We start from the raw sequence: 20,731 nt of genomic DNA, 5'->3' as shown, positions 1-20,731 counted from the left end.
CCCACGCGATTCCACGAAGCAGTGTCTGCCAGAGTGTGCACCACGGCCCCCACCGCCTGCCCTCTACATGCGGTCTTTTCCTGACGGACATGACAAATTTCCCGTCATGCGCTATCAGGAGACCGGGAGGAACGTTTCCTTCCGGTGACGGTACGGCAGAACGTCCGCCAGGTCGCCCCCGGCACACCAGGAAACTGGAGTCCCACGAAGGAAGCGCCGGGCACGGCCGTCCCGCACTCCCGTACGGCCCGGACACCTGTACGGCCCGTACGGTCCGGATTCCCGTGCCTCGCCCCGACCCGGACTCCCGCCCGGCCCGCCCCCGCCCGTTCCTCAGCGCACCGCCGGCAGCGGCCCGGCCCGGCCGGGATCGGTGAGCGGCCCGAGCAGATCGCCGTACCGCTCCATCCTGGCCGCCATGTCACCGGCCAGGAAGACGAGTTCTCCGGGCGTTCGGCAGTTCTCCGTCTCCTCCCAGGTGACGGGCGCGGAGACCGTCGGCTCGGGCCGGGCGCGCAGGGTGTAGGGGGTGGCGGTCGTCTTCGCCGCCGCGTTCTGGCTGAAGTCGATGAACACCTTCCCCGGCCGCAGCGCCCGCGCCATCCGGTGCACCACCAGCTCCGGAAGAGCCTGCTCCGCCTCGACGGCCAGACTTCTCGCGTACGCCGACACCCGGTCGGCGGGGGCCGGTTCCACCGGTACGAGCAGATGCAGCCCCTTCGACCCGGAGGTCTTCGGGCAGGCGAGGAGCCCGTCCGCCGCCAGCCGCTCGCGCAGCCACCGCGCCACCGCGCAGCACTCCACCACCGTCGCGGGCGCGCCCGGGTCCAGATCGAACACCATCCGGTCGGCGATTTTGGGCGTGCCGGCCCGCCACTGCGTGGTGTGGAACTCCACCACCAGGTTGGCCGCCCACATCAGCGACGCCAGATCGTCCAGGACCACCTGCCTGGCCCGCTCGTCCTCGCGGTGCGGCACCGGAGTGGTCCGTACCCAGGACGGCGTACCGGGTGGCGGGTTCTTGGTGAAGAAGAGCTGCCCGTCCGGGCCGTCCGGGTAGCGCAGAAAGGACACCGGCCGGTCGCGCAGCTGGGCCAGCAGCGGCTCGGTCACCACGGTGGCGTAGTAGTGGAGCACCTCTCCCTTGGTGGTTCCGGTGGCCGGATACAGCACCTTGTCGAGGTTGCTGAGCGCCAGCCGTCGCCCCTCCACCTCTGTGATCGGCGTCATACGATAAGAATCACATGTTTCCCGGACCAACGGGCGTACACCGGATCAACCGCACCTATGCGAACACGAGGGGCGAACTGTGAGATCCATATGGAACGGAGCCATCTCCTTCGGCCTGGTCAGCATCCCGATCAAGCTGGTCAACGCCACCGAGAGCCACTCGATCTCGTTCCGCCAGATCCATCTCGCCGACGGCGGCCGGATCCGTTACCGGAAGGTCTGCGAGCTCGACGAGCAGGAGGTCGACGCGGCCGAGATCGGCAAGGCGTACGAGGACGCCGACGGCTCGCTGATCCCGATCAGCGACGAGGAGCTCGGCTCGCTCCCGCTGCCCACGGCCAAGACGATCGAGATCGTCGCCTTCGTGCCCGCCGCCTCGATCGACCCGCTCCAGATGGACGCGGCGTACTACCTCTCCGCCAACGGCGTCCCCGCGGCCAAGCCGTACACCCTGCTGCGCGAGGCGCTCAAGCGCAGCCAGAAGGTCGCCCTCGCGAAGTACGCGCTGCGCGGACGGGAACGGCTCGGCATGCTGCGGGTGGTCGACGACGTGATCGCCATGCACGGCCTGCTCTGGCCGGACGAGATCCGCAGCCCCGAGGGCGTCGCCCCGGAGGCCGACGTCACGGTGCGCGACGCCGAACTCGACCTGGCCGACGCGCTGATGGACACCCTCGGCGAGGTCGACATGGACTCGCTCCACGACGACTACCGGGAGGCCGTCGAGGAACTCATCGCGGCGAAGGCCGAGGGCCGCACCCTGGAGCCGGAGCGGCCGGCGGATTCCGGCCGGGGCAAGGTCATCGACCTGGTCGCCGCGCTGGAGAAGAGCGTCCGGGCGGCCAAGGAGGCCCGCGGCGAGGAGGCGGAGCCGGCGGAGGGGGAGCGAGGGGAACGGGAACCGGGCGAGGCGGCGGACCGCCCCATGGCCGGGGTCACCTCGCTCACCGGCCGGAAGAAGCCGGGCGCCGCGCGGCCGAGGAAGAAGACCGCGGCGCCCGCCGGGAAGGCGGCCGCGAAGAAGCCGAAGTCCACGACGGGCAGGGCGCCCGCCAAGAAGTCCGCGTCCCGGTCGACGGCGAAGAAATCGGCGTCCGCCAAGGCGGCGTCCGCGAAGCCGGCGTCCGCCAAGGCGACGGCCAAGAAGACCACCGCGAAGTCCGGCGCCGAGCCGGCGGCGGGCAGGACCGCTGCCCGCAAACGCGCCTCGGCCTGACGACCCGGCCCGGCGGACACCCCCGGCGCCGCCCCGCACGCGCGCCCGCCCACCCGGGCCGTCCGCGACCCGGGTGGGCGGGCCCCACCTCGCGTGCCCGCCGGGCGGCCGGGCCCGTGCGGAGCGGCGCCGCTCGTCACCTCACGTGCACGCGCGCCGGGGGCGGCCGGGCCCGTGCAGGTCCCCCGCGAGGTGGTCTACGCGCGTGGAACACGCGCTGAATGAGGTGTGCATGTAATGCATCACTCTGACGAGGAGGCGTTCATGTGGGAGGCACCCATGTGCCAAGGTTCACCAAGTGCGCTGATCGGGTGGGCGATTCATGGTGAATATGGCCGAATGCCCGTCAACTCGGCTGCGGACCAAGGCGTTTGAGGTCACCGATGAACACGCCGATGAACACGCCGATGAACGCGCCGACGGGGCGTGCCCCGCGTTCGCGGTCCGACGAGCGCGTCGGCGGCCTCACTCGCCCGACGGTCGCGACTGCGGCAGCGGCCCCGGTCCCGGCCGCAGGACGACCGAGGACAGCGCGGTCACGACGACGAACAGGGCCAGCGGCCCCAGCGGCATGACCGTGTCCGGCCGCTCGGCCAGCCGGTCGATGCACTGGCCGACGGTGAAGAACCAGCCGACCGTGCCGACGAGCACGGTCACATACACGCGACGCTCCCGCAGCAGACGCATCCCCAGCCACAGCACGGCCGGCATGGCCAGCAGCGTGTTCACCACGGCCGCCGAGAACGCGGTGTCCCCCGAGCCCCCGAGATCGCCGCCCACGTTCGCGGCCGCCTGTTGCCACTGGGAGAGCGACAGCCCGTCGGACAGCAGCAGATGGGACAGAGCGGCCGCGACCACGGTCACCGCCAACGCCTTGGCGACCCGCCGCGCCACGTGTGTTGCCTGCATGAACCGTCACGATAGGACGCGCGTACGACCATCCCGTGACGGGGGTCGCCCCTCCGCCGTGCGGGCCACGCTCCCCCCTGACGCTCCGTCGGCCCCTCCACCTCTCTCTCCCGCTCCCCGATTCCTCCTCCGGCCTCCCGTTCTTCCCGCACTTCCCGCACTTCCTGTACGGCATACGCGCGGCCGCCCCCGTACGGCCCGCCCCCGCGCCTATGCTCACGGCATGGAGCAGAGCGAAGTGGTGAAGCGCGTGGTGGGAATCCTCACGGAGGCGGGCGAGATCCGCCGGCTGCTCGAAGAGAGCGGCGACCGCGACGACGTGGAAACCGACTCCACGGTGGTGACCGCGCTCCTCAACGAGACGATGCCCCGGATCACCATCCCCGAGGACGCCTCCATCGAGCAGGTCGCCGCCCTCGTCGGCCGCGAGGTCGGCGGCGCGGTCGAGCAACTGGTCGGCGCGTTCACCCTGGCCTTCGCCATGCTCGCCCAGGTGCACGACTCCGGCCAGACGGACGTGACCTCCGCCGACGTGCTCCAGGACCTCGCGCTGCGCGCCGAACAGATCGGCAACGGCGGCTCGGAGGACACGGACACCTGAGCCGCCGCTGTCGATTTGTTCGGCGACGCGCGCCGGGACCCTTCGCGCGACGCGACGCCGCGCACCTCGGCACGGCACGAGTCGGCGACGCGTGACCCCCGCGACGCGCGCCTCGACCATGCGTGACCCCGGCGACGCGCGCCTCGGCCACGCGTGAGCCCGGCCACGCGCGACGGCACGCGGCCTCAGACGCGCCTGAGCACGTGCAGCAGATACTCGTCCCGGTTCAGCGGGTCGGCGCCCTCGGGCCGGGGCCGTACGGGAACGTCCCCGACGGCCGGCCGGTAGCCCCGGAGCTCGGTCAGGAACACCCCCTCCCCGTGCGTCAGGCCCGGCACCTTCCCGCCGAAGTCGTGGACCCGGCTGGTCGGCATCGTCCCCTCCACCCGGAAGACGTCCCCCTCGGCCACGGGCACGCCGGGCACCGCGCCTGCCTCCGCGAGCTTCGCCAGCACCGGGCTGAGCCGGGCGGCGGGGACCTCCAGCTCGAAGGAGCTCACCGGTTCGTGCACCCGGGTGCCTGCCCGCGCGAGCGCGCTCATCAGCACCAGCGGGGTGACCTTGCGGAAGTCGTCGGCCGCGCTGACCGGGCTGGCGAAACCGGTCCGCGTCAGCGTGACCAGGCAGTCGGTGACCTGCCAGCCGTACAGGCCGTGGCGGAGCGTGGTGCGGACCGTCTCCTCGATGGCCTTGTGGAAGGCGAGGGGGAGCGACCCGAGCTCCACCGCCAGCCGGAAGACCACCCCCGCGCCCGGTCCGGCCGGTTCGACGCGCAGGCCCACGGTCGCCCAGAAGTAGGTGTGCTCCCGCGCGTCCATCTCCTCCACCGCCTCGCCCGTTCCGACGGGCTTCTCGACGCAGACCGTACGGGTCCGGTCGAAGCGGGCCTGTACCCCGAAGGACTCGGCGAGCGTGGCGGCGAGGATCTCCTTCTGCACCTCCCCGTAGAGGCGGACCACCGCCGCCCCGTCCGCGTTCTCCTCGTCCTTCCGCAGATCGATGGAGGGGTCCTGCTCGGCGAGCATGCGCAGGGCGGTGTGCAGCCGTCCCGCGTCCGCCGGCCGCTCCGGCCGGACCACCGTCTCCAGCGCGGGCGGCGCGAAGAAGCGCCGCGGCGGCGGCCCGTCCAGCCGCCCCGCCCGGTCCCCGACGCGAACGTCCTTCAGGCCCCGGAGCCGGACGATGTCCCCGGCGGCGGCGCGCGCCTCGACCGTGGCCGACCCGTGCGCGAATACCTGCACCGAGGCCACCCGTCCGGTGTGCTCGGTGACCCGGCCCAGGTGGTCGACCCGGTACAGCGTCACCCGCTCGCGGGCCCCCAGCGTGCCGGAGCGCATGCGCAGATACGCGACCGCCTCCCCGCGCGGCCCGCGCTCGACCTTGAACACGGTCGCCCGCAGCGGCGCGTTCACCAGTGCGTCCGCCCCGCCGTCCGCCGGGCCGTGCGCGCTGTCGACCGTTCCGTCCGCCGCGCCGTCCGCCGCCGGGAGCAGGTCCCGGATCCCGCCGAGCAACTGCCCCAGGCCCTCGCCGGTCAGCGCGGACCCGAAGAACACCGGATGCGCCAGACCGCGCGCGGTCTGCGCGGCCAGCTCCGCCGCGTACTCCTCCCCGGTCGGCGGCCGCTCCTCGTCCAGGTACGCGGCGAGGAAGGCGTCGTCCTGCCCGGCCAGCAGCTCCCCGAGCCGGGCGGCGAACGCCGGGTCGTCGTCCGGTACGAGCGGAACCGAGCGGGCCTGCCGCGTACCGATGCCGGACACGGCCGAGAGGGCGACCGCCCCGGGCGTGAGCCGGTCGCGGATCTCCCGCAGCACGCCGTCGTGGCGGGCGCCGCCGCGGTCGATCTTGTTGACGAAGACCAGCGTGGGGATCCCCAGCCTGCGCAGCGTCCGCATCAGGACACGGGTCTGCGGCTGCACGCCCTCCACGGCCGATACGACGAGAACGGCTCCGTCGAGCACCCCCAGCGCCCGCTCCACCTCGGACACGAAGTCGGCGTGCCCGGGTGTGTCGATGAGGTTGACCTGGAGACCGTCGAGAACGAAGGAGGCCACGGCGGACCGGATGGTGATGCCGCGCCGCCGCTCCAGCTCCATCGAGTCGGTCTGCGTGGTCCCGGCGTCCACGCTGCCCGCCTCGTCGATCGCTCCGGTGCGGTGCAGCAGGCGCTCGGTGAGGCTGGTCTTGCCGGCGTCAACGTGGGCGAGAATGCCAAGATTGAGCTTCTTCATGGGGAGGCGTCAGATTTCTGTGCGTCGTGATGCGGACCTTTCCTGCCGGAGCCGTGGTCGCCTGCCGCATCGTTCGCCCCTTCTCACATGACGTCACTCGCACGCCCGCCCGGAAGCCATGCCTCCCCGACGAGCGCCGTCACCGTAACAAGCACTCGGCTCCGGGGCCCGTGATTTTCAACGGTCCCACCGCCAAGGCCTCTCGCTCTCTTCACCGTGGAGCCGCGCAGGACGCCGCTCGCATCCGACGGACCGTGCGACTGCTCGCGCCGGCCGCCCGGCCCCACGGCGGATTCACGGCGTGGAAGGCCGCCCTCGCCGGTGCGTCGCGGCTCCGGGGGCACATGGCTCATGACCGCGGCGTGCCCACTCGGTGGCTCACAGCCGTGCCGGCCCCGGCCGGGATCAGGATCGGGCCTTCGGGGTCCCGGCCGGTCGACGCCGTAACGGCACCCTGCCGCGCGGAGCGGTCATCGCCGCCGAGGCCGCGTGCGGTCTGGCATGTAATGAACCGGCATGCAATGAAGAATGAAGAAGGCGCTGATCGCGTTTCCGCTGATCAGCGCCTCTGTCCGGAAGTGCCCCCGGCAGGATTCGAACCTGCGCACACGGCTCCGGAGGCCGTTGCTCTATCCCCTGAGCTACGGGGGCGTTTCGCCGGTGTTCCTTGGCGACGGGGAAAACACTACCAGCTTCCGAGGGGTGCCCGTGAACAGCTATTTCCGCGCTGCCGGGGGCGGGGCGCGGGCGCGGGGCGAGGCCGGAGGGGCGGGGTGAGGGGGGAGCCCGGGACGGGTGGCGTACATCCGGCCATGCTCGGACCACTCGTCCGGGGGCGGAAATGGGCAAAACCCGGACGCAGCCCCTACGTCCCACCTACTCTCGAAGGGTGTCAGGCGCGTGTGGCCGCGTGCTTGTTGTCGACGACAACAAGGTCATCCGGCAGTTGATCAGGGTCAATCTCGAGCTTGAGGGCTTCGAGGTCGTGACCGCGTCCGATGGTGTCGAGTGTCTGGATCTGGTGCATCGGGTCTGCCCCGATGTGATCACGCTCGATGTCGTCATGCCCCGGCTGGACGGTCTGCAGACCGCCACCAGATTGCGTTCCGATCCGCGGACCAGACATCTGCCCGTGGCGATCATCAGCGCCTGCACCCCCTGCGAGGTGGAATCCGGGATCGCGGCGGGCGTCGACGCGTTCCTGGCGAAACCTTTCGAGCCGAGCGAACTCGTGCGGCTCGTGGGGCGGTTGGCGAGCCGGGCGGAGCCGCCCGAGGTCGAGGGCAGGCAGGGGGCCGGCCGGGCGGAGAGCGCCGCGGGGTGACCGCATGGCGAAACGGGTCGCGGGGTCGCCCCCTTCCTCCCATACGCTTGTCCTGTGACCCCCGCCGATCTCTCCAGGGCCGTGCTGCACGCCGTGCGCCGCGCGGTCGACGAGGACGCCCTGCGCGCGCCCGTGCCCGCGCGCGTGCGGGTGGAGCGGACGCGACCGGGCGGGCGCGGGGACTACGCCTGCGCCGTCGCCCTCCAGCTGGCCCGGCCCGCCGCGCTGCCGGCCAGGGACGTCGCCGAGATCATCCGGGAGCGGGTCCGGGGCGTGCCGGGGGTCGGCACGGTCGAGGTCACCGGGCCCGGCTTTCTGAACTTCACCCTGTCCGACGGCGGCGACCGCCTCGGCGCGCTCGTCCGGACCATCGGGGAGCGCGGTGAGGAGTACGGGCACGGGGACGTCCTCGCCGGTACGGCGGTCTCCTTCGCGCCCGTCGAGGAGGCGCGCGCCCTGGTCGTCACCGAGACCGTCGAGCGGCTGCTCCGGGCCCAGGGAGCGACGGTGGGCGCGCGGAGCGCGGGCGGGGAGGCGTTGCACGTGATGCCGCTGCCCGCCGCCGACCGAGACCTCTTCGCACGGCTGGGGAACGACGCCGCGCGCTGGGCGCTGCTGCGGGCCGCCCCGCACGACCGGCCCCGGGACACCGGGAGCGACGCGCTGCTCGCGCAGCGGGAGGGCAATCCGCTGTTCCGGGTGCGGTACGCGTACGCCCGGACCCGGGCGCTGGGCCGGAACGCCCGGCAGCTGGGGTTCACCGCCGCGTACGGCCCGAGCGCCGCGTACGGCCCGAGCGATGCGTACTACGGCCCGAGCGATGCGTGCGGCCGGAGTGGCGCGTGCGGTGCGGGGGACGCGCTCGGCGCCGTGCTCGCCGACCACCCCGACGTGCTCGCCGCCGCCGCGCGGCACCGGGAGCCCGACCGGGTCGCCCGGCAGCTGGAGGCGGTCGCGCGGGCGTTCTTCGACTTCCACGACGGCGCCCCGCCGCTCCCCGTCGGTGACGAGAAACCCTCGGCCGCCCACCGTTCCCGGCTCGCCCTCGCCGAAGCCGCCGGGACGGTGCTGGCCGGCGGCCTGTCCCTGCTCGGCATCAGCGCACCCGAAGTCCTCTGAGAGATCCGAGAGAGCAGAGCAAGACCATGAGCCGATCCGCACACCCCGCCGGGCCCCGCCACGCCGACGTCCTGCCGGAGGGGCACTACGCCGCCCCGCCCGCCGATCTCAACGCCCTCGACCGGAAGGTCTGGTCCCGTACCGTCACCCGGGCCGCGGACGGCGCCGTCCGCGTCGGCGGGATCGAAGTGGCGCGGCTGGCCGAGGAGTTCGGCACCCCCGCCTACATCCTCGACGAGAGCGACTTCCGCGCCCGCTGCCGGGCCTGGGCCGAGGCCTTCGGGCCGGACGCCGACGTGTTCTACGCCGGCAAGGCGTTCCTGTCCCGCGCCGTCGTGCGCTGGCTCACGGAGGAGGGCCTCAACCTCGACGTCTGCTCCGGCGGCGAGCTGACCTGCGCGCTGGACGCCGGGATGCCCGCCGAGCGCATCGCGTTCCACGGCAACAACAAGACCGCCGCCGAGATCGAGCGGGCGGTCACCGCCGGCGTCGGGCGGATCGTGCTCGACTCCTTCCAGGAGATCGCCCGGGTCGCCCACATCGCGCGGCGGCTCGGCAAGCGGCAGCGCGTGCAGATCCGGGTGACCGTCGGTGTCGAGGCGCACACCCACGAGTTCATCGCCACCGCGCACGAGGACCAGAAGTTCGGGATCGCGCTGGCCGGGGGAGAGGCCGCCGAGGCGGTGCGCCGGGCCCTCGCGCTCGACGCGCTGGAGCTCACCGGCATCCACTCCCACATCGGCTCGCAGATCTTCGACATGGCCGGCTTCGAGGTGTCCGCGCGACGGGTGGTCCAGCTGCTCGCCGAGGTGCGCGACGAGCACGGCGTCGAGCTGCCCGAGATCGACCTGGGCGGTGGGCTGGGCATCGCCTACACCTCCGATGACGACCCGCGCGAGCCCCACGAGATCGCCAAGGCGCTGGGCGACATCGTCGCCCGCGAGTGCGAGGCGGCCGGTCTCGCCACCCCGCGGATCTCCGTCGAGCCCGGCCGCGCCATCGTCGGCCCCTCCGCGTTCACCCTCTACGAGGTCGGCACCATCAAGCCCCTGGAGGGGCTGCGCACCTACGTCAGCGTCGACGGCGGCATGTCGGACAACATCCGCACCGCCCTGTACGACGCCGAGTACAGCGTGGCGCTGGTGTCGCGCGCCTCGGACGCCGAGCCGATGCTCGTCCGGGTCGTCGGCAAGCACTGCGAGAGCGGCGACATCGTGGTCCGGGACGCCTTCCTGCCGTCCGACCTGGCCCCCGGCGACCTGATCGCCGTGCCCGCCACCGGCGCGTACTGCCGCTCCATGGCCAGCAACTACAACCACGCGCTGCGCCCGCCCGTCGTCGCCGTGCGCGACGGAGAGGCACGTGTCATCGTCAGGCGCGAGACGGAGGAAGATCTCCTGCGTCTCGATGTCGGCTGATGAAATAGATGTCTCAGGATCCGGACGTATGACAGAAACTCCCGTCCGGTGAGTGAGACTGGTCCAGATATCTGAGGTATGAGGAATCGAGGTCGGATGATGCGTACGCGTCCGCTGAAGGTGGCGCTGCTGGGCTGTGGAGTGGTCGGCTCAGAGGTGGCGCGCCTCATGACGACGCACGCCGACGACCTCGCCGCGCGCATCGGCGCGCCGGTCGAGCTCGTCGGCGTCGCCGTCCGCCGGCCCTCCAAGGTGCGCGAGGGCATCGACCCCGCGCTGATCACCACCGACGCGACGGCCCTGGTGAAACGCGGTGACCTCGATGTCGTCATCGAGGTCATCGGGGGCATCGAGCCCGCCCGTACGCTCATCACCACCGCCTTCGAGCACGGCGCCGGCGTGGTCTCCGCCAACAAGGCGCTGCTGGCGGAGGACGGCGCGGCCCTGCACGCCGCCGCCGAGCAGCACGGCCGGGACCTCTACTACGAGGCGGCCGTCGCCGGCGCCATCCCGCTGGTCCGGCCGCTGCGCGAGTCCCTCGCCGGCGACAAGGTCAACCGGGTCCTCGGCATCGTGAACGGCACCACCAACTTCATCCTCGACCGGATGGACACCAGCGGCGCCGGATACTCCGAGGCGCTCGACGAGGCCACCGCGCTCGGCTACGCGGAGGCCGACCCGACCGCCGACGTGGAGGGCTTCGACGCCGCCGCCAAGGCCGCGATCCTGGCCGGCATCGCCTTCCACACCCGCGTGAAGATCGGTGACGTGCACCGCGAGGGCATCACCGAGGTCACCGCCGCCGACATGGCGTCCGCCCGCCGCATGGGCTGCACCGTCAAGCTCCTCGCGATCTGCGAGCGCGCCGCCGACGGGAACTCCGTCACGGCCCGGGTGCACCCCGCCATGATCCCGCTGAGCCACCCGCTGGCCTCCGTCCGCGAGGCGTACAACGCGGTCTTCGTCGAGGCCGAGGCCGCCGGGCAGCTCATGTTCTACGGCCCCGGGGCGGGCGGCTCGCCGACCGCCTCCGCGGTCCTCGGCGACCTGGTCGCGGTCTGCCGCAACAAGCTCGGCGAGGCCACCGGTCCCGGCGAGTCCGCGTACACGCGGCTGCCCGTCAGCCCGATGGGCGACGTCGTCACGCGGTACCACATCAGTCTCGACGTGGCCGACCGGCCGGGCGTGCTCGCCCAGGTCGCGACGGTCTTCGCCGAACAGGGCGTGTCGATCGACACCGTCCGCCAGCAGGGCCGGAGCGCGAGCGGCGTCGACGCGGCCGCCGCCGCCCAGGCCGGCGGCGAGGCCTCCCTCGTCGTCGTCACCCACCGCGCGCCCGACGCCGCCCTCTCGGCGACCGTCGAGGCGCTGCGCAAGCTCGACACCGTGCGCGGTGTCGCCAGCATCATGCGTGTTGAAGGGGAGTAAGGACCCATGACCAGCAAGGGCACCCACCAGTGGCGCGGCATCATCGAGGAGTACCGGGACCGGCTCCCGGTCACGGACACGACGCCGGTCGTCACCCTTCGTGAGGGCGGTACGCCGCTCGTCCCCGCCCAGGTCCTCTCCGAGCGCACGGGCTGCGAGGTCCACCTCAAGGTCGAGGGCGCCAACCCCACCGGGTCCTTCAAGGACCGCGGGATGACGATGGCGATCACCCGGGCCAAGGAGGAGGGCGCGCGCGCCGTCATCTGCGCCTCCACCGGCAACACCTCGGCCTCCGCCGCCGCGTACGCGGTACGGGCCGGCATGGTCTGCGCCGTCCTCGTGCCGCAGGGCAAGATCGCGCTCGGCAAGATGGGGCAGGCGCTGGTGCACGGCGCCAGGATCCTCCAGGTGGACGGCAACTTCGACGACTGCCTCACGCTGGCCCGCTCGCTTTCGGACAACTACCCGGTGGCGCTGGTCAATTCGGTCAACCCGGTGCGGATCGAGGGCCAGAAGACCGCCGCGTTCGAGATCGTCGACGCCCTCGGCGACGCCCCGGACGTCCATGTTCTCCCGGTCGGCAACGCGGGCAACATCACCGCGTACTGGAAGGGGTACAAGGAGTACGCCGTGGACGGCATGGCCACGCACACCCCGCGCATGTGGGGCTTCCAGGCGTCGGGCTCCGCGCCCATCGTCCGCGGCGAAATCGTCAAGGAGCCGTCGACCGTCGCCACCGCGATCCGGATCGGCAACCCGGCCTCCTGGCAGTTCGCACTGAACGCCCGGGACGAATCGGGCGGTTTCATCGATGAGGTGACGGATCGTCAGATCCTGTCCGCCTACCGGCTGTTGGCCTCCCAGGAGGGCGTCTTCGTGGAGCCCGCCTCGGCCGCCTCGGTCGCCGGGCTGCTGAAGGCCGCGGAGCAGGGCAAGGTCGACCCCGGGCAGAAGATCGTCTGTACGGTCACCGGAAACGGTCTCAAGGACCCCGACTGGGCCGTCGCGGGCGCCCCGCAGCCGGTCACGGTCCCGGTCGACGCGGCCGCCGCAGCCGAGAAGCTGGGCCTCGCGTAGGAGCGCGGCCGGGCCCGCGCGGGGGAGTCCGCCCCGCGCGGGCCCGGCGTGCACGCGGGCAGGTGCGTACGGGAGCCGGTGCGTACGGAGGGTGCGGCGGAGTCCGTCGTGAAGGGCCCGCCCCGTGCCCGTCGTGAAGGGTCCCGGCCCGGCCCGCCGGAGCCGCGTTCGCGTCCCGCTTCCGCCCAGCTCCCGCCACGCATCCGTCCGGGCGCCGGGCGGGAGCACGGGGCGTCGCGGGGGAGCGCGACCCCGGCAGGGCCGTTCGCCGTTGGGTGAGAACCCGGCTCAACCGTCTCTTTCCGGGACGGAGAGCGCGTAGGAGGCGGGCGACACGCATCGTGCGCCTCCTGTGCGCCCTATGTCGCCACAGAACCTTCCTTCGATAAGCTGTATCCAACCCGCCCCGCCGCATATGCCGCGGTGCGAGGGTCGTTGTGGCCGTCGGTCCCTCCCGGACCCCACTCCCGCCGCCACGACGCCCGCCACCGTCGAGAAGAACGCATCACCACCCCCCGCTGTCTCACAAGGAGAGTCGTCCCACCGATGGCCCCTCCCGCCTTCCGCGCCGCCGCCGTCCGGGTGCGCGTTCCCGCGACCAGCGCCAACCTGGGCCCGGGATTCGACGCCTTCGGCCTCTCGCTGGGGCTGTACGACGACGTCGTCGTCCGCGTGGCCGACTCCGGGCTGCACATCGACATCGCGGGAGAGGGCGCCGACACACTGCCCCGGGACGAGCGGCACCTCCTCGTGCGCTCCCTGCGCACGGCCTTCGACCTGCTCGGCGGGCAGCCGCGCGGGCTGGAGATCGTCTGCGCCAACCGCATTCCGCACGGGCGCGGTCTCGGCTCCTCCTCGGCGGCCATCTGCGCCGGCATCGTCGCCGCCCGCGCGGTGACCACCGGCGGCGAGTCCCGGCTCGACGACACCGCGCTGCTGGATCTCGCCACCGAGATCGAGGGACATCCGGACAATGTCGCGGCCTGTCTGCTCGGCGGATTCACCCTTGCGTGGATGGACGGCGCGGCGGCCCGCGCGATCAGGATGGATCCGGCGGATTCCATCGTTCCGGTGGTTTTCGTGCCCGACCGGCCGGTGCTCACCGAGACCGCCCGCGGCCTGCTGCCGCGCACGGTCCCGCACGTCGACGCCGCCTTCAACGCAGGTCGTGCCGCACTGCTCGTCGAGGCCCTGACCAGGCGTCCCGAACTGCTGCTGACCGCCACCGAGGACCGGCTGCACCAGGAATACCGCGCCCCGGCGATGCCGGAGAGCACGGAACTCGTGCACCGGCTGCGCGCCGACGGCGTGCCCGCGGTGATCTCCGGTGCCGGGCCCACGGTGCTCGCACTGGCCGAGGACGGTGCGGCCGACAAGGTCGCACGGCTGGCGGGCGAGGGCTGGGCCGCCAATCGGCTCACCCTCGACGCCCCGGGCGCGAGTGTGCTGCCGCTGGCCCCGTAGCCGAGAAGTGATTGCCGGTGAGTGAGAGGGGGAATGTTTGTTGGAGCCGGTAGTGTTAACCTCAAGTCTGCAATCGACGTCTATGAGGCGCGTTGCTTCGTGTCCCTTTCCGGGACCACCATTTCTCCGGGAGCCTCCCCAAACTGCCTGAGCAGCCCGCCTGAGCAGTTTCGTGCACGCTCCGGAACCGGCACGACACATCCCTCGTTCGTCCAGGAGTGGGCCGAGCAGGGGGTTGCTCGCGCCGGACCCACGCACATCCTCATTCCTCCGCCGTACCCGGCGGACCACCGCCCCGGCACGGTCCGCAAGCAGAAGGACCGCAGTCGGACAGCACAACCGGTCGCCGAGCCAGAAGGCCGACGTCCGCTCCAGGGAAGGACCCTTCGTGAGCGACACCACCGATCTGATGGGCGTGACTGCCGACAAGACCGTCGACAGCGCCGCGCCCGCCGAAGGTGCTGCCACTGGCACCACCACACGGCGCCGCCGCTCCGGCACCGGCCTTGACGGCATGGTCCTGGCCGAGCTGCAGCAGGTCGCGTCCGGCCTCGGCATCAAAGGCACCGCGCGGATGCGCAAGGGCCAGCTGATCGAGGTCATCAAGGAGGCGCAGGCGGGCAACGCCGCGCCCAAGGCCGCGGCGCCCGCCGCGGAGGCCGAGGCCAAGCCGAAGCGCCGTGCCACGTCCAAGGCGCGCACCGGCGAGGAGACCCCCGCCGCCGCGCCCGCCGAGAAGGCCGCCGCCCAGCAGCAGATCGACATCCCCGGCCAGCCGGCCAGCGACGAGCAGCCCGTGGTCGAGCGCCGTCGGCGCCGTGCCACCGCTCAGGCGGGCAGCCCGGAGCCCAAGGCGGACGGCAAGCCGGCCGCCGAGGCCAAGGCGCAGCCGCAGGCCGAGACCCGGAGCGCCGAGCCGAAGGGCGAGGAGCGCGCCGAGGCCAAGGCCGAGGCCGCCGCGGACACGGCCGAGGGCCGCCGCGGCGACCGCCAGGACCGGGGCCAGCGCGGCGACCGCCAGGAGCGCGGGGACCGCCGCGACCGGCAGCGCGACCGCCGCGGCAAGGGCGATGACCAGGGCCAGGGCAGCGGCCAGGGCCAGCAGGGCGGCCAGCGCCAGCAGCGCCAGGGCGGCCAGCAGGACGACGGCTACGACGACGAGGCGGGCGGCCGCCGCGGCCGTCGGGGCCGGTACCGCGACCGCCGGGGCCGTCGCGGCCGCGACGACTTCGCGGGCGAGGTCCAGGTCTCCGAGGACGACGTCCTGATCCCCGTCGCGGGCATCCTGGACATCCTCGACAACTACGCGTTCATCCGGACCTCCGGCTACCTGCCGGGCCCGAACGACGTGTACGTCTCGCTCGCCCAGGTCCGCAAGAACGGCCTGCGCAAGGGCGACCACGTCACCGGCGCGGTGCGCCAGCCCAAGGACGGCGAGCGGCGCGAGAAGTTCAACGCCCTGGTCCGCCTCGACTCGGTGAACGGCATGGCGCCCGAAACCGGCCGCGGCCGACCGGAGTTCCAGAAGCTGACCCCGCTCTACCCGCAGGACCGGCTCCGCCTGGAGACCGACTCCAACGTCCTGACGACGCGGATCATCGACCTGGTCGCGCCGATCGGCAAGGGCCAGCGCGGTCTGATCGTGGCCCCGCCGAAGACCGGCAAGACCATGATCCTGCAGGCGATCGCGAACGCGATCACCGTCAACAGCCCCGAGTGCCACCTGATGGTCGTCCTGGTCGACGAGCGTCCGGAAGAGGTCACCGACATGCAGCGGTCGGTGAAGGGCGAGGTCATCTCCTCGACCTTCGACCGTCCGGCCGAGGACCACACCACCGTCGCCGAGCTGGCCATCGAGCGTGCCAAGCGTCTCGTCGAGCTGGGCCACGACGTGGTCGTGCTGCTGGACTCCATCACCCGCCTCGGCCGCGCGTACAACCTCGCGGCCCCGGCCTCCGGACGCATCCTGTCCGGTGGTGTGGACTCGACCGCGCTCTACCCGCCGAAGCGCTTCTTCGGCGCCGCGCGCAACATCGAGGACGGCGGTTCGCTGACCATCCTGGCCACCGCGCTCGTCGAGACCGGCTCGCGTATGGACGAGGTGATCTTCGAGGAGTTCAAGGGCACCGGCAACATGGAGCTCAAGCTCGACCGGAAGCTCTCGGACAAGCGCATCTTCCCGGCGGTGGACGTCGACGCGTCCAGCACCCGCAAGGAGGAAATCCTGCTCGGCGGCGAGGAGTTGGCCATCGTCTGGAAGCTGCGCCGGGTGCTGCACGCGCTGGACCAGCAGCAGGCGATCGAGCTGCTCCTGGACCGGATGAAGAAGACCCAGTCGAACGCGGAGTTCCTGCTCCAGATCCAGAAGACGACGCCCGCGCCGGGCAACGGCAACGACTGACGCCGTCCCCGGACCGGCCGGATCGCACCGGGCCGCCCCCGTCACCGCGAAAGGTGACGGGGGCGGCCCCTTTTCGTACCCCCTTTCTCGTATGCCGGTTCGTGTGCCGGTTCGCGTGCCCGGAAGGCGTCGGCATGCCCGGAAGGTCTCCGGCGGACGCCTCGGCCCCTCCGTCCCGCCGGAGACCTTCGCCACACGGCGGGCCCGGCGGCGGGCGTCGGCGCGATCGCTGTATCGAGCATGAAACCGCAGGTGAGCGCCGGGTGACCCGATGTCCGGCGATGCGAGACGCCCTCTTTGTGCCGGTCCGTTCCCCGCCCGGATGTGACGGAACGCTGTGCAACCCTTCTTCATGCCGCGACGTCGTACGAAGCGGAAGTACAACACCAAAGTCGATCAATGCGACATCGAAGTCGATCGGGTCGATCAGACAGTGCGGGTGCCGCTGCCGGGGGTGGCCGGAAGAAGCCGAGGACCGAGGGAGAAGGATGACCGGGCGGAACGGGAGCGGTGTTCGAATACGTCCCACCGGAAGGCGCCGGAAGAGGCCTTCCCGTCGTCGCCGGGCGGCGGTGGTCGCGGCATGGACCCTGGCGGGCGTCGTGACCGTCGGCGGCGGGGGACTGGCCTTCGCCTACCTCAAGCTCGACGGCAACCTGAAGGCCGTCGACATCAACGCGGCGCTGGGCAAGGACCGGCCGGCCAATGTCGACAACGGCTCCCAGGACATCCTCGTGCTGGGCTCGGACTCCCGCTCCGGCGCGAACGCCGCGTACGGCAAGGACGAGGGGACGGCCCGTTCCGACACCGCGATGGTGGTCCACGTCGACCGGGGACACCGGACGGCGTCGGTGGTCTCCATCCCGCGCGACACCCTCGTCACCCGCCCCGACTGCGTGAGCGACACCGACGGGCGGACCGTCCCCGGGGAGCGGCGCGCGATGTTCAACACGGCGTACGAGGTCGGCGGACCGGCCTGCGCGGTCAAGACTGTCGAGGCCATGTCCGGCATCCGCATGGACCACTACCTCGAAGTCGACTTCACCGGGTTCAAGAAGCTCATCGACGAGCTGGGCGGGGTGAAGATCACGACCACCCGGGCGATCCACGACGCCAAGAGCCATCTGGACCTGCCCCCGGGAACCCATGTCCTGAACGGCGAGCAGTCGCTGGGCCTCGTCCGCACCCGAAAGAGCGTCGGCGACGGCAGCGACCTGGGCCGCATCCAGCTCCAGCAGGCGTTCATCAAGGCGCTGATGGAGCAGGTGCGGAGCGTCGGGGTGTTCTCCGACCCGAAGACCCTGTTCGGCCTCGCGGACACCGCGACCAAGGCCGTCACCACCGACTCCGACCTGGGCTCGGTCAAGCGGCTGACCGGCTTCGTGAACGGCCTCAAGGGGCTCGACGCGAAGAACGTCCACATGGTGACCCTGCCGGTGCGATACGACCCGGCCGACCCCAACCGCGTGGTGCCGCTGGAGGAGTCCGCCCGGCAGGTCTGGGACGCGCTCAAGGCGGACAAGCCGATCCCGGCCTCGGCCACCGAGGACTCGGCCGGGGACAAGGGCTCGGCGGGCGACATCGTCCGCTGATCGCGCCGCCCGGCGGCGTGCGGGCCGCCACCGGAGCGCCCGGGGACCGGCGGCCCGCTCCGGGCCCGCGCGGCAGCGGTACGGGCCGCTGCCGCACCGCCCGGGAATAGCTGCGGCCCGCCCCCGGTTTTGGGAGATGCGGCCGGTCCTGGCAGACTGGACCGTCGGCCCCGGTTCACGGGCGCGCATCCCGCGTGTTCGACCCGGCGCCCTCCCGAACCTAGGAGAAACCCTTGAAGCGCGACATCCACCCCGAGTACGTCGAGACGCAGGTCAGCTGCACCTGCGGCGCGTCGTTCACCACCCGGAGCACCATCGCGGGCGGCACCATCCGCGCCGAAGTCTGCTCCGCGTGCCACCCGTTCTACACGGGCAAGCAGAAGATCCTCGACACCGGTGGCCGTGTGGCCCGCTTCGAGGCCCGCTTCGGCAAGGCTGCCGGCTCCGCCAGCAAGTAGCGAGCCACTGCGCCGGTTCTCGGCGCCCTCTTCCCGGGGGCGTCGGGACCGGCGCTTTTCCGGCTCGGGGTACGGGCCGCATCCGCACCCCCGCCCGGGCGGCTCCACACCGCCCGGCAGGCACGTACGAGTGAAGGAACCAGGAGCCCGAGGATGTTCGAGGCGGTCGAGGAACTGATCGGCGAGCAGGCCGATCTGGAGAAGAAGCTCGCGGACCCGGCGGTCCACGCCGACCAGGCCAACGCGCGCAAGCTGAACAAGCGCTACGCCGAGTTGACCCCGATCGTCGCCACGTACCGCTCCTGGAAGCAGACCGGTGACGACATCGGGACGGCCCGCGAGCTGGCCGCCGACGACCCCGACTTCGCCGCCGAGGTCAAGGAGCTGGAGCAGCACCGCGAGGAGCTCACCGAGAAGCTCCGCCTGCTGCTGGTCCCGCGCGACCCCAGCGACGACAAGGACGTCCTCCTGGAGATCAAGGCGGGCGCCGGCGGCGACGAGTCCGCCCTCTTCGCCGGCGACCTGCTGCGGATGTACCTGCGCTACGCCGAGCGGGTCGGCTGGAAGACCGAGATCATCGACTCCACCGAGTCCGAGCTCGGCGGCTACAAGGACGTCCAGGTCGCGGTGAAGACCAAGGGCGGCAACGGGGCCACCGAGCCCGGCCAGGGCGTCTGGGCCCGCCTGAAGTACGAGGGCGGGGTGCACCGCGTGCAGCGGGTGCCGTCCACCGAGTCCCAGGGCCGCATCCACACCTCCGCCGCCGGGGTGCTCGTCACCCCCGAGGCCGAGGAGGTCGACATCGAGATCCACGCCAACGACCTGCGCATCGACGTCTACCGCTCCTCCGGGCCCGGCGGCCAGTCCGTCAACACCACGGACTCCGCGGTCCGCATCACCCACCTGCCGACCGGCGTCGTCGCCTCCTGCCAGAACGAGAAGAGCCAGCTCCAGAACAAGGAGCAGGCCATGCGCATCCTGCGCTCCCGGCTGCTCGCCGCCGCGCAGGAGAAGGCCGAGGCCGAGGCCGCCGACGCCCGCCGCAGCCAGGTGCGCACCGTCGACCGCTCCGAGAAGATCCGCACGTACAACTTCCCGGAGAACCGGATCTCGGACCACCGCGTCGGCTTCAAGGCGTACAACCTCGACCAGGTGCTCGACGGAGACCTGGACGCGGTGATCCAGGCCTGCGTCGACGCCGACTCCGCAGCCAAGCTCGCCGACGCCTAGGGTGTGAGTGCCGAAAGCGGCGCCGCCCGCCCGCAGGGCCGGACGGGACGCCCGCGACACACCCCGGGACCCGTGCCCGCCGGCCGGTCCGAGCCCAGTCCGCCCCGCCCGTAACCCCGTACGGAGTACCGCGATGAACCTGCTGCTCGCCGAGGTGGCCCAGGCCACCCAGCGGCTGGCCGACGCCGGTGTGCCCTCACCACGATTCGACGCGGAGGAGCTCGCCGCGTTCGTGCACGGCGTCAAGCGGGGCGAGCTGCACCGTGTGCCGGACGCGGACTTCGACGCCCGGTACTGGGAGGCCGTCGCCCGCCGCGAGGCCCGCGAACCCCTCCAGCACATCACCGGCCGCGCCTTCTTCCGCTACCTGGAGCTCCAGGTGGGGCCCGGGGTCTTCGTGCCCCGGCCGGAGACCGAGTCGGTGGTCGGCTGGGCGATAGACGCGGTGCGCGCGATGGACGTCGTCGAGCCGACCGTCGTCGACCTGTGCAGCGGATCGGGCGCCATCGCCCTGGCCGTCGCCCAGGAGGTGCCCCGCTCCCGGGTGCACGCCGTGGAACTCTCCGACGACGCCCTGAAGTGGACCCGGAAGAACGCCGAGGGGTCCAGGGTGACCGTCCACCACGGCGACGCCCTCACCGCCCTTCCCGAGCTCGACGGCCAGGTCGACCTGGTCATCTCCAACCCGCCGTACATCCCGCTCACCGAATGGGAGTACGTGGCCCCCGAGGCCCGCGACCACGACCCGGAGATGGCGCTCTTCTCCGGCGAGGACGGCCTCGACACCATCCGCGGCATCGAACGCACCGCGCACCGTCTGCTGCGCCCCGGCGGCCTCGTCGTCGTCGAGCACGCCGACACCCAGGGCGGCCAGGTGCCGTGGATCTTCGCGGAGGAGCGCGGCTGGGCCGACGCGGCCGACCACCCCGACCTCAACAACCGGCCGCGGTTCGCCACCGCCCGCAAGGCCATGCCGTGACCGGCGGCCCCCGCCCGCGCGCCCCGCACCCGCCATACCCGTACACGCTTGAGG

General features: G+C 72.3%; 16 protein-coding genes and 1 tRNA gene. 13 read left to right on the top strand and 4 right to left on the bottom strand.

What is annotated here, in order from left to right:
• Nucleotides 1-333: 333 nt before the first annotated feature.
• A complete protein-coding gene (gene ligD / locus WA762_RS12715) occupies nucleotides 334-1,230 on the bottom strand; it encodes a non-homologous end-joining DNA ligase (RefSeq protein WP_335935650.1) in 897 nt (298 codons plus the stop codon).
• Between the two features lie 79 nt (nucleotides 1,231-1,309).
• Here ligD and ku point away from each other — a divergent pair, with 79 nt between their 5' ends.
• Entirely contained in the window at nucleotides 1,310-2,446 is a 1,137-nt protein-coding gene (ku, locus tag WA762_RS12710; RefSeq protein ID WP_335935649.1) for a non-homologous end joining protein Ku, read from the top strand.
• A 465-nt stretch (nucleotides 2,447-2,911) separates the two neighbouring features.
• On the opposite strand, the gene WA762_RS12705 is transcribed toward ku, so the two are convergent.
• Nucleotides 2,912-3,355, bottom strand: coding sequence for a hypothetical protein (locus tag WA762_RS12705; protein WP_335935648.1), 444 nt, complete (start codon nucleotides 3,353-3,355; stop codon nucleotides 2,912-2,914).
• Nucleotides 3,356-3,578: 223 nt separating this feature from the next.
• On the opposite strand from WA762_RS12705, the gene WA762_RS12700 reads away from it, so the two are divergent.
• A complete protein-coding gene (locus WA762_RS12700) occupies nucleotides 3,579-3,956 on the top strand; it encodes a hypothetical protein (protein ID WP_335935647.1) in 378 nt (125 codons plus the stop codon).
• 185 nt (nucleotides 3,957-4,141) lie between these two features.
• On the opposite strand, the gene otr(A) is transcribed toward WA762_RS12700, so the two are convergent.
• Together otr(A) and WA762_RS12690 are read right to left on the bottom strand one after the other, a co-directional pair.
• Nucleotides 4,142-6,187, bottom strand: coding sequence for a tetracycline resistance ribosomal protection protein Otr(A) (gene otr(A), locus WA762_RS12695; protein WP_335935646.1), 2,046 nt, complete (start codon nucleotides 6,185-6,187; stop codon nucleotides 4,142-4,144).
• Between the two features lie 579 nt (nucleotides 6,188-6,766).
• Nucleotides 6,767-6,838, bottom strand: a tRNA-Arg gene (locus WA762_RS12690).
• Between the two features lie 190 nt (nucleotides 6,839-7,028).
• Here WA762_RS12690 and WA762_RS12685 point away from each other — a divergent pair.
• From WA762_RS12685 to prmC, 11 genes are all read left to right on the top strand, one after another.
• A complete protein-coding gene (locus WA762_RS12685) occupies nucleotides 7,029-7,511 on the top strand; it encodes a response regulator (RefSeq protein ID WP_335935645.1) in 483 nt (160 codons plus the stop codon).
• A 54-nt stretch (nucleotides 7,512-7,565) separates the two neighbouring features.
• Nucleotides 7,566-8,630, top strand: a complete 1,065-nt coding sequence (gene nrtL / locus WA762_RS12680; protein ID WP_335935644.1) for an ArgS-related anticodon-binding protein NrtL — start codon at nucleotides 7,566-7,568, stop codon at nucleotides 8,628-8,630.
• A gap of 26 nt (nucleotides 8,631-8,656) precedes the next feature.
• Nucleotides 8,657-10,048 carry a diaminopimelate decarboxylase gene (gene lysA / locus WA762_RS12675; protein ID WP_335935643.1) on the top strand — a complete coding sequence of 464 codons (1,392 nt, stop codon included), beginning with the start codon at nucleotides 8,657-8,659 and terminating at the stop codon, nucleotides 10,046-10,048.
• A 96-nt stretch (nucleotides 10,049-10,144) separates the two neighbouring features.
• A complete protein-coding gene (locus WA762_RS12670; RefSeq protein ID WP_335935642.1) occupies nucleotides 10,145-11,476 on the top strand; it encodes a homoserine dehydrogenase in 1,332 nt (443 codons plus the stop codon).
• A 6-nt stretch (nucleotides 11,477-11,482) separates the two neighbouring features.
• Complete coding sequence (gene thrC, locus WA762_RS12665) at nucleotides 11,483-12,553, top strand: threonine synthase (protein ID WP_335935641.1); 1,071 nt, start codon at nucleotides 11,483-11,485, stop codon at nucleotides 12,551-12,553.
• 546 nt (nucleotides 12,554-13,099) lie between these two features.
• A complete protein-coding gene (thrB, locus tag WA762_RS12660; protein WP_335935640.1) occupies nucleotides 13,100-14,017 on the top strand; it encodes a homoserine kinase in 918 nt (305 codons plus the stop codon).
• Between the two features lie 388 nt (nucleotides 14,018-14,405).
• Nucleotides 14,406-16,418, top strand: coding sequence for a transcription termination factor Rho (gene rho / locus WA762_RS12655; protein ID WP_335935639.1), 2,013 nt, complete (start codon nucleotides 14,406-14,408; stop codon nucleotides 16,416-16,418).
• 488 nt (nucleotides 16,419-16,906) lie between these two features.
• On the top strand, nucleotides 16,907-18,010 hold the full coding sequence (locus tag WA762_RS12650) for an LCP family protein (protein ID WP_335935638.1): 1,104 nt from the start codon (nucleotides 16,907-16,909) through the stop codon (nucleotides 18,008-18,010).
• A gap of 233 nt (nucleotides 18,011-18,243) precedes the next feature.
• Complete coding sequence (rpmE, locus tag WA762_RS12645; RefSeq protein ID WP_335935637.1) at nucleotides 18,244-18,468, top strand: 50S ribosomal protein L31; 225 nt, start codon at nucleotides 18,244-18,246, stop codon at nucleotides 18,466-18,468.
• A gap of 153 nt (nucleotides 18,469-18,621) precedes the next feature.
• Complete coding sequence (gene prfA, locus WA762_RS12640; protein WP_335935636.1) at nucleotides 18,622-19,698, top strand: peptide chain release factor 1; 1,077 nt, start codon at nucleotides 18,622-18,624, stop codon at nucleotides 19,696-19,698.
• Between the two features lie 133 nt (nucleotides 19,699-19,831).
• Nucleotides 19,832-20,677, top strand: coding sequence for a peptide chain release factor N(5)-glutamine methyltransferase (gene prmC, locus WA762_RS12635; protein ID WP_335935635.1), 846 nt, complete (start codon nucleotides 19,832-19,834; stop codon nucleotides 20,675-20,677).
• Nucleotides 20,678-20,731 lie beyond the last annotated feature (54 nt).

The sequence above is a fragment of the Streptomyces tyrfis genome, assembly GCF_037034285.1.
Classification (GTDB): Bacteria; Actinomycetota; Actinomycetes; order Streptomycetales; family Streptomycetaceae; genus Streptomyces.
Note: the sequence above shows the minus strand (reverse complement) of the source record. Positions and strands in the feature narration are given on the sequence as shown.

Excerpts from the sequence above, each read along its gene's own strand:
- prfA (WP_335935636.1), top strand. The coding sequence starts at position 18,622 with ATGTTCGAGGCGGTCGAGGAACTGATCGGCGAGCAGGCCGATCTGGAG.
- ligD (WP_335935650.1), bottom strand. The coding sequence starts at position 1,230 with ATGACGCCGATCACAGAGGTGGAGGGGCGACGGCTGGCGCTCAGCAAC.
- prmC (WP_335935635.1), top strand. The coding sequence starts at position 19,832 with ATGAACCTGCTGCTCGCCGAGGTGGCCCAGGCCACCCAGCGGCTGGCC.
- WA762_RS12685 (WP_335935645.1), top strand. The coding sequence starts at position 7,029 with ATGGGCAAAACCCGGACGCAGCCCCTACGTCCCACCTACTCTCGAAGG.
- WA762_RS12705 (WP_335935648.1), bottom strand. The coding sequence starts at position 3,355 with ATGCAGGCAACACACGTGGCGCGGCGGGTCGCCAAGGCGTTGGCGGTG.
- thrB (WP_335935640.1), top strand. The coding sequence starts at position 13,100 with ATGGCCCCTCCCGCCTTCCGCGCCGCCGCCGTCCGGGTGCGCGTTCCC.
- WA762_RS12650 (WP_335935638.1), top strand. The coding sequence starts at position 16,907 with ATGACCGGGCGGAACGGGAGCGGTGTTCGAATACGTCCCACCGGAAGG.
- WA762_RS12700 (WP_335935647.1), top strand. The coding sequence starts at position 3,579 with ATGGAGCAGAGCGAAGTGGTGAAGCGCGTGGTGGGAATCCTCACGGAG.
- WA762_RS12670 (WP_335935642.1), top strand. The coding sequence starts at position 10,145 with ATGATGCGTACGCGTCCGCTGAAGGTGGCGCTGCTGGGCTGTGGAGTG.
- thrC (WP_335935641.1), top strand. The coding sequence starts at position 11,483 with ATGACCAGCAAGGGCACCCACCAGTGGCGCGGCATCATCGAGGAGTAC.
- lysA (WP_335935643.1), top strand. The coding sequence starts at position 8,657 with ATGAGCCGATCCGCACACCCCGCCGGGCCCCGCCACGCCGACGTCCTG.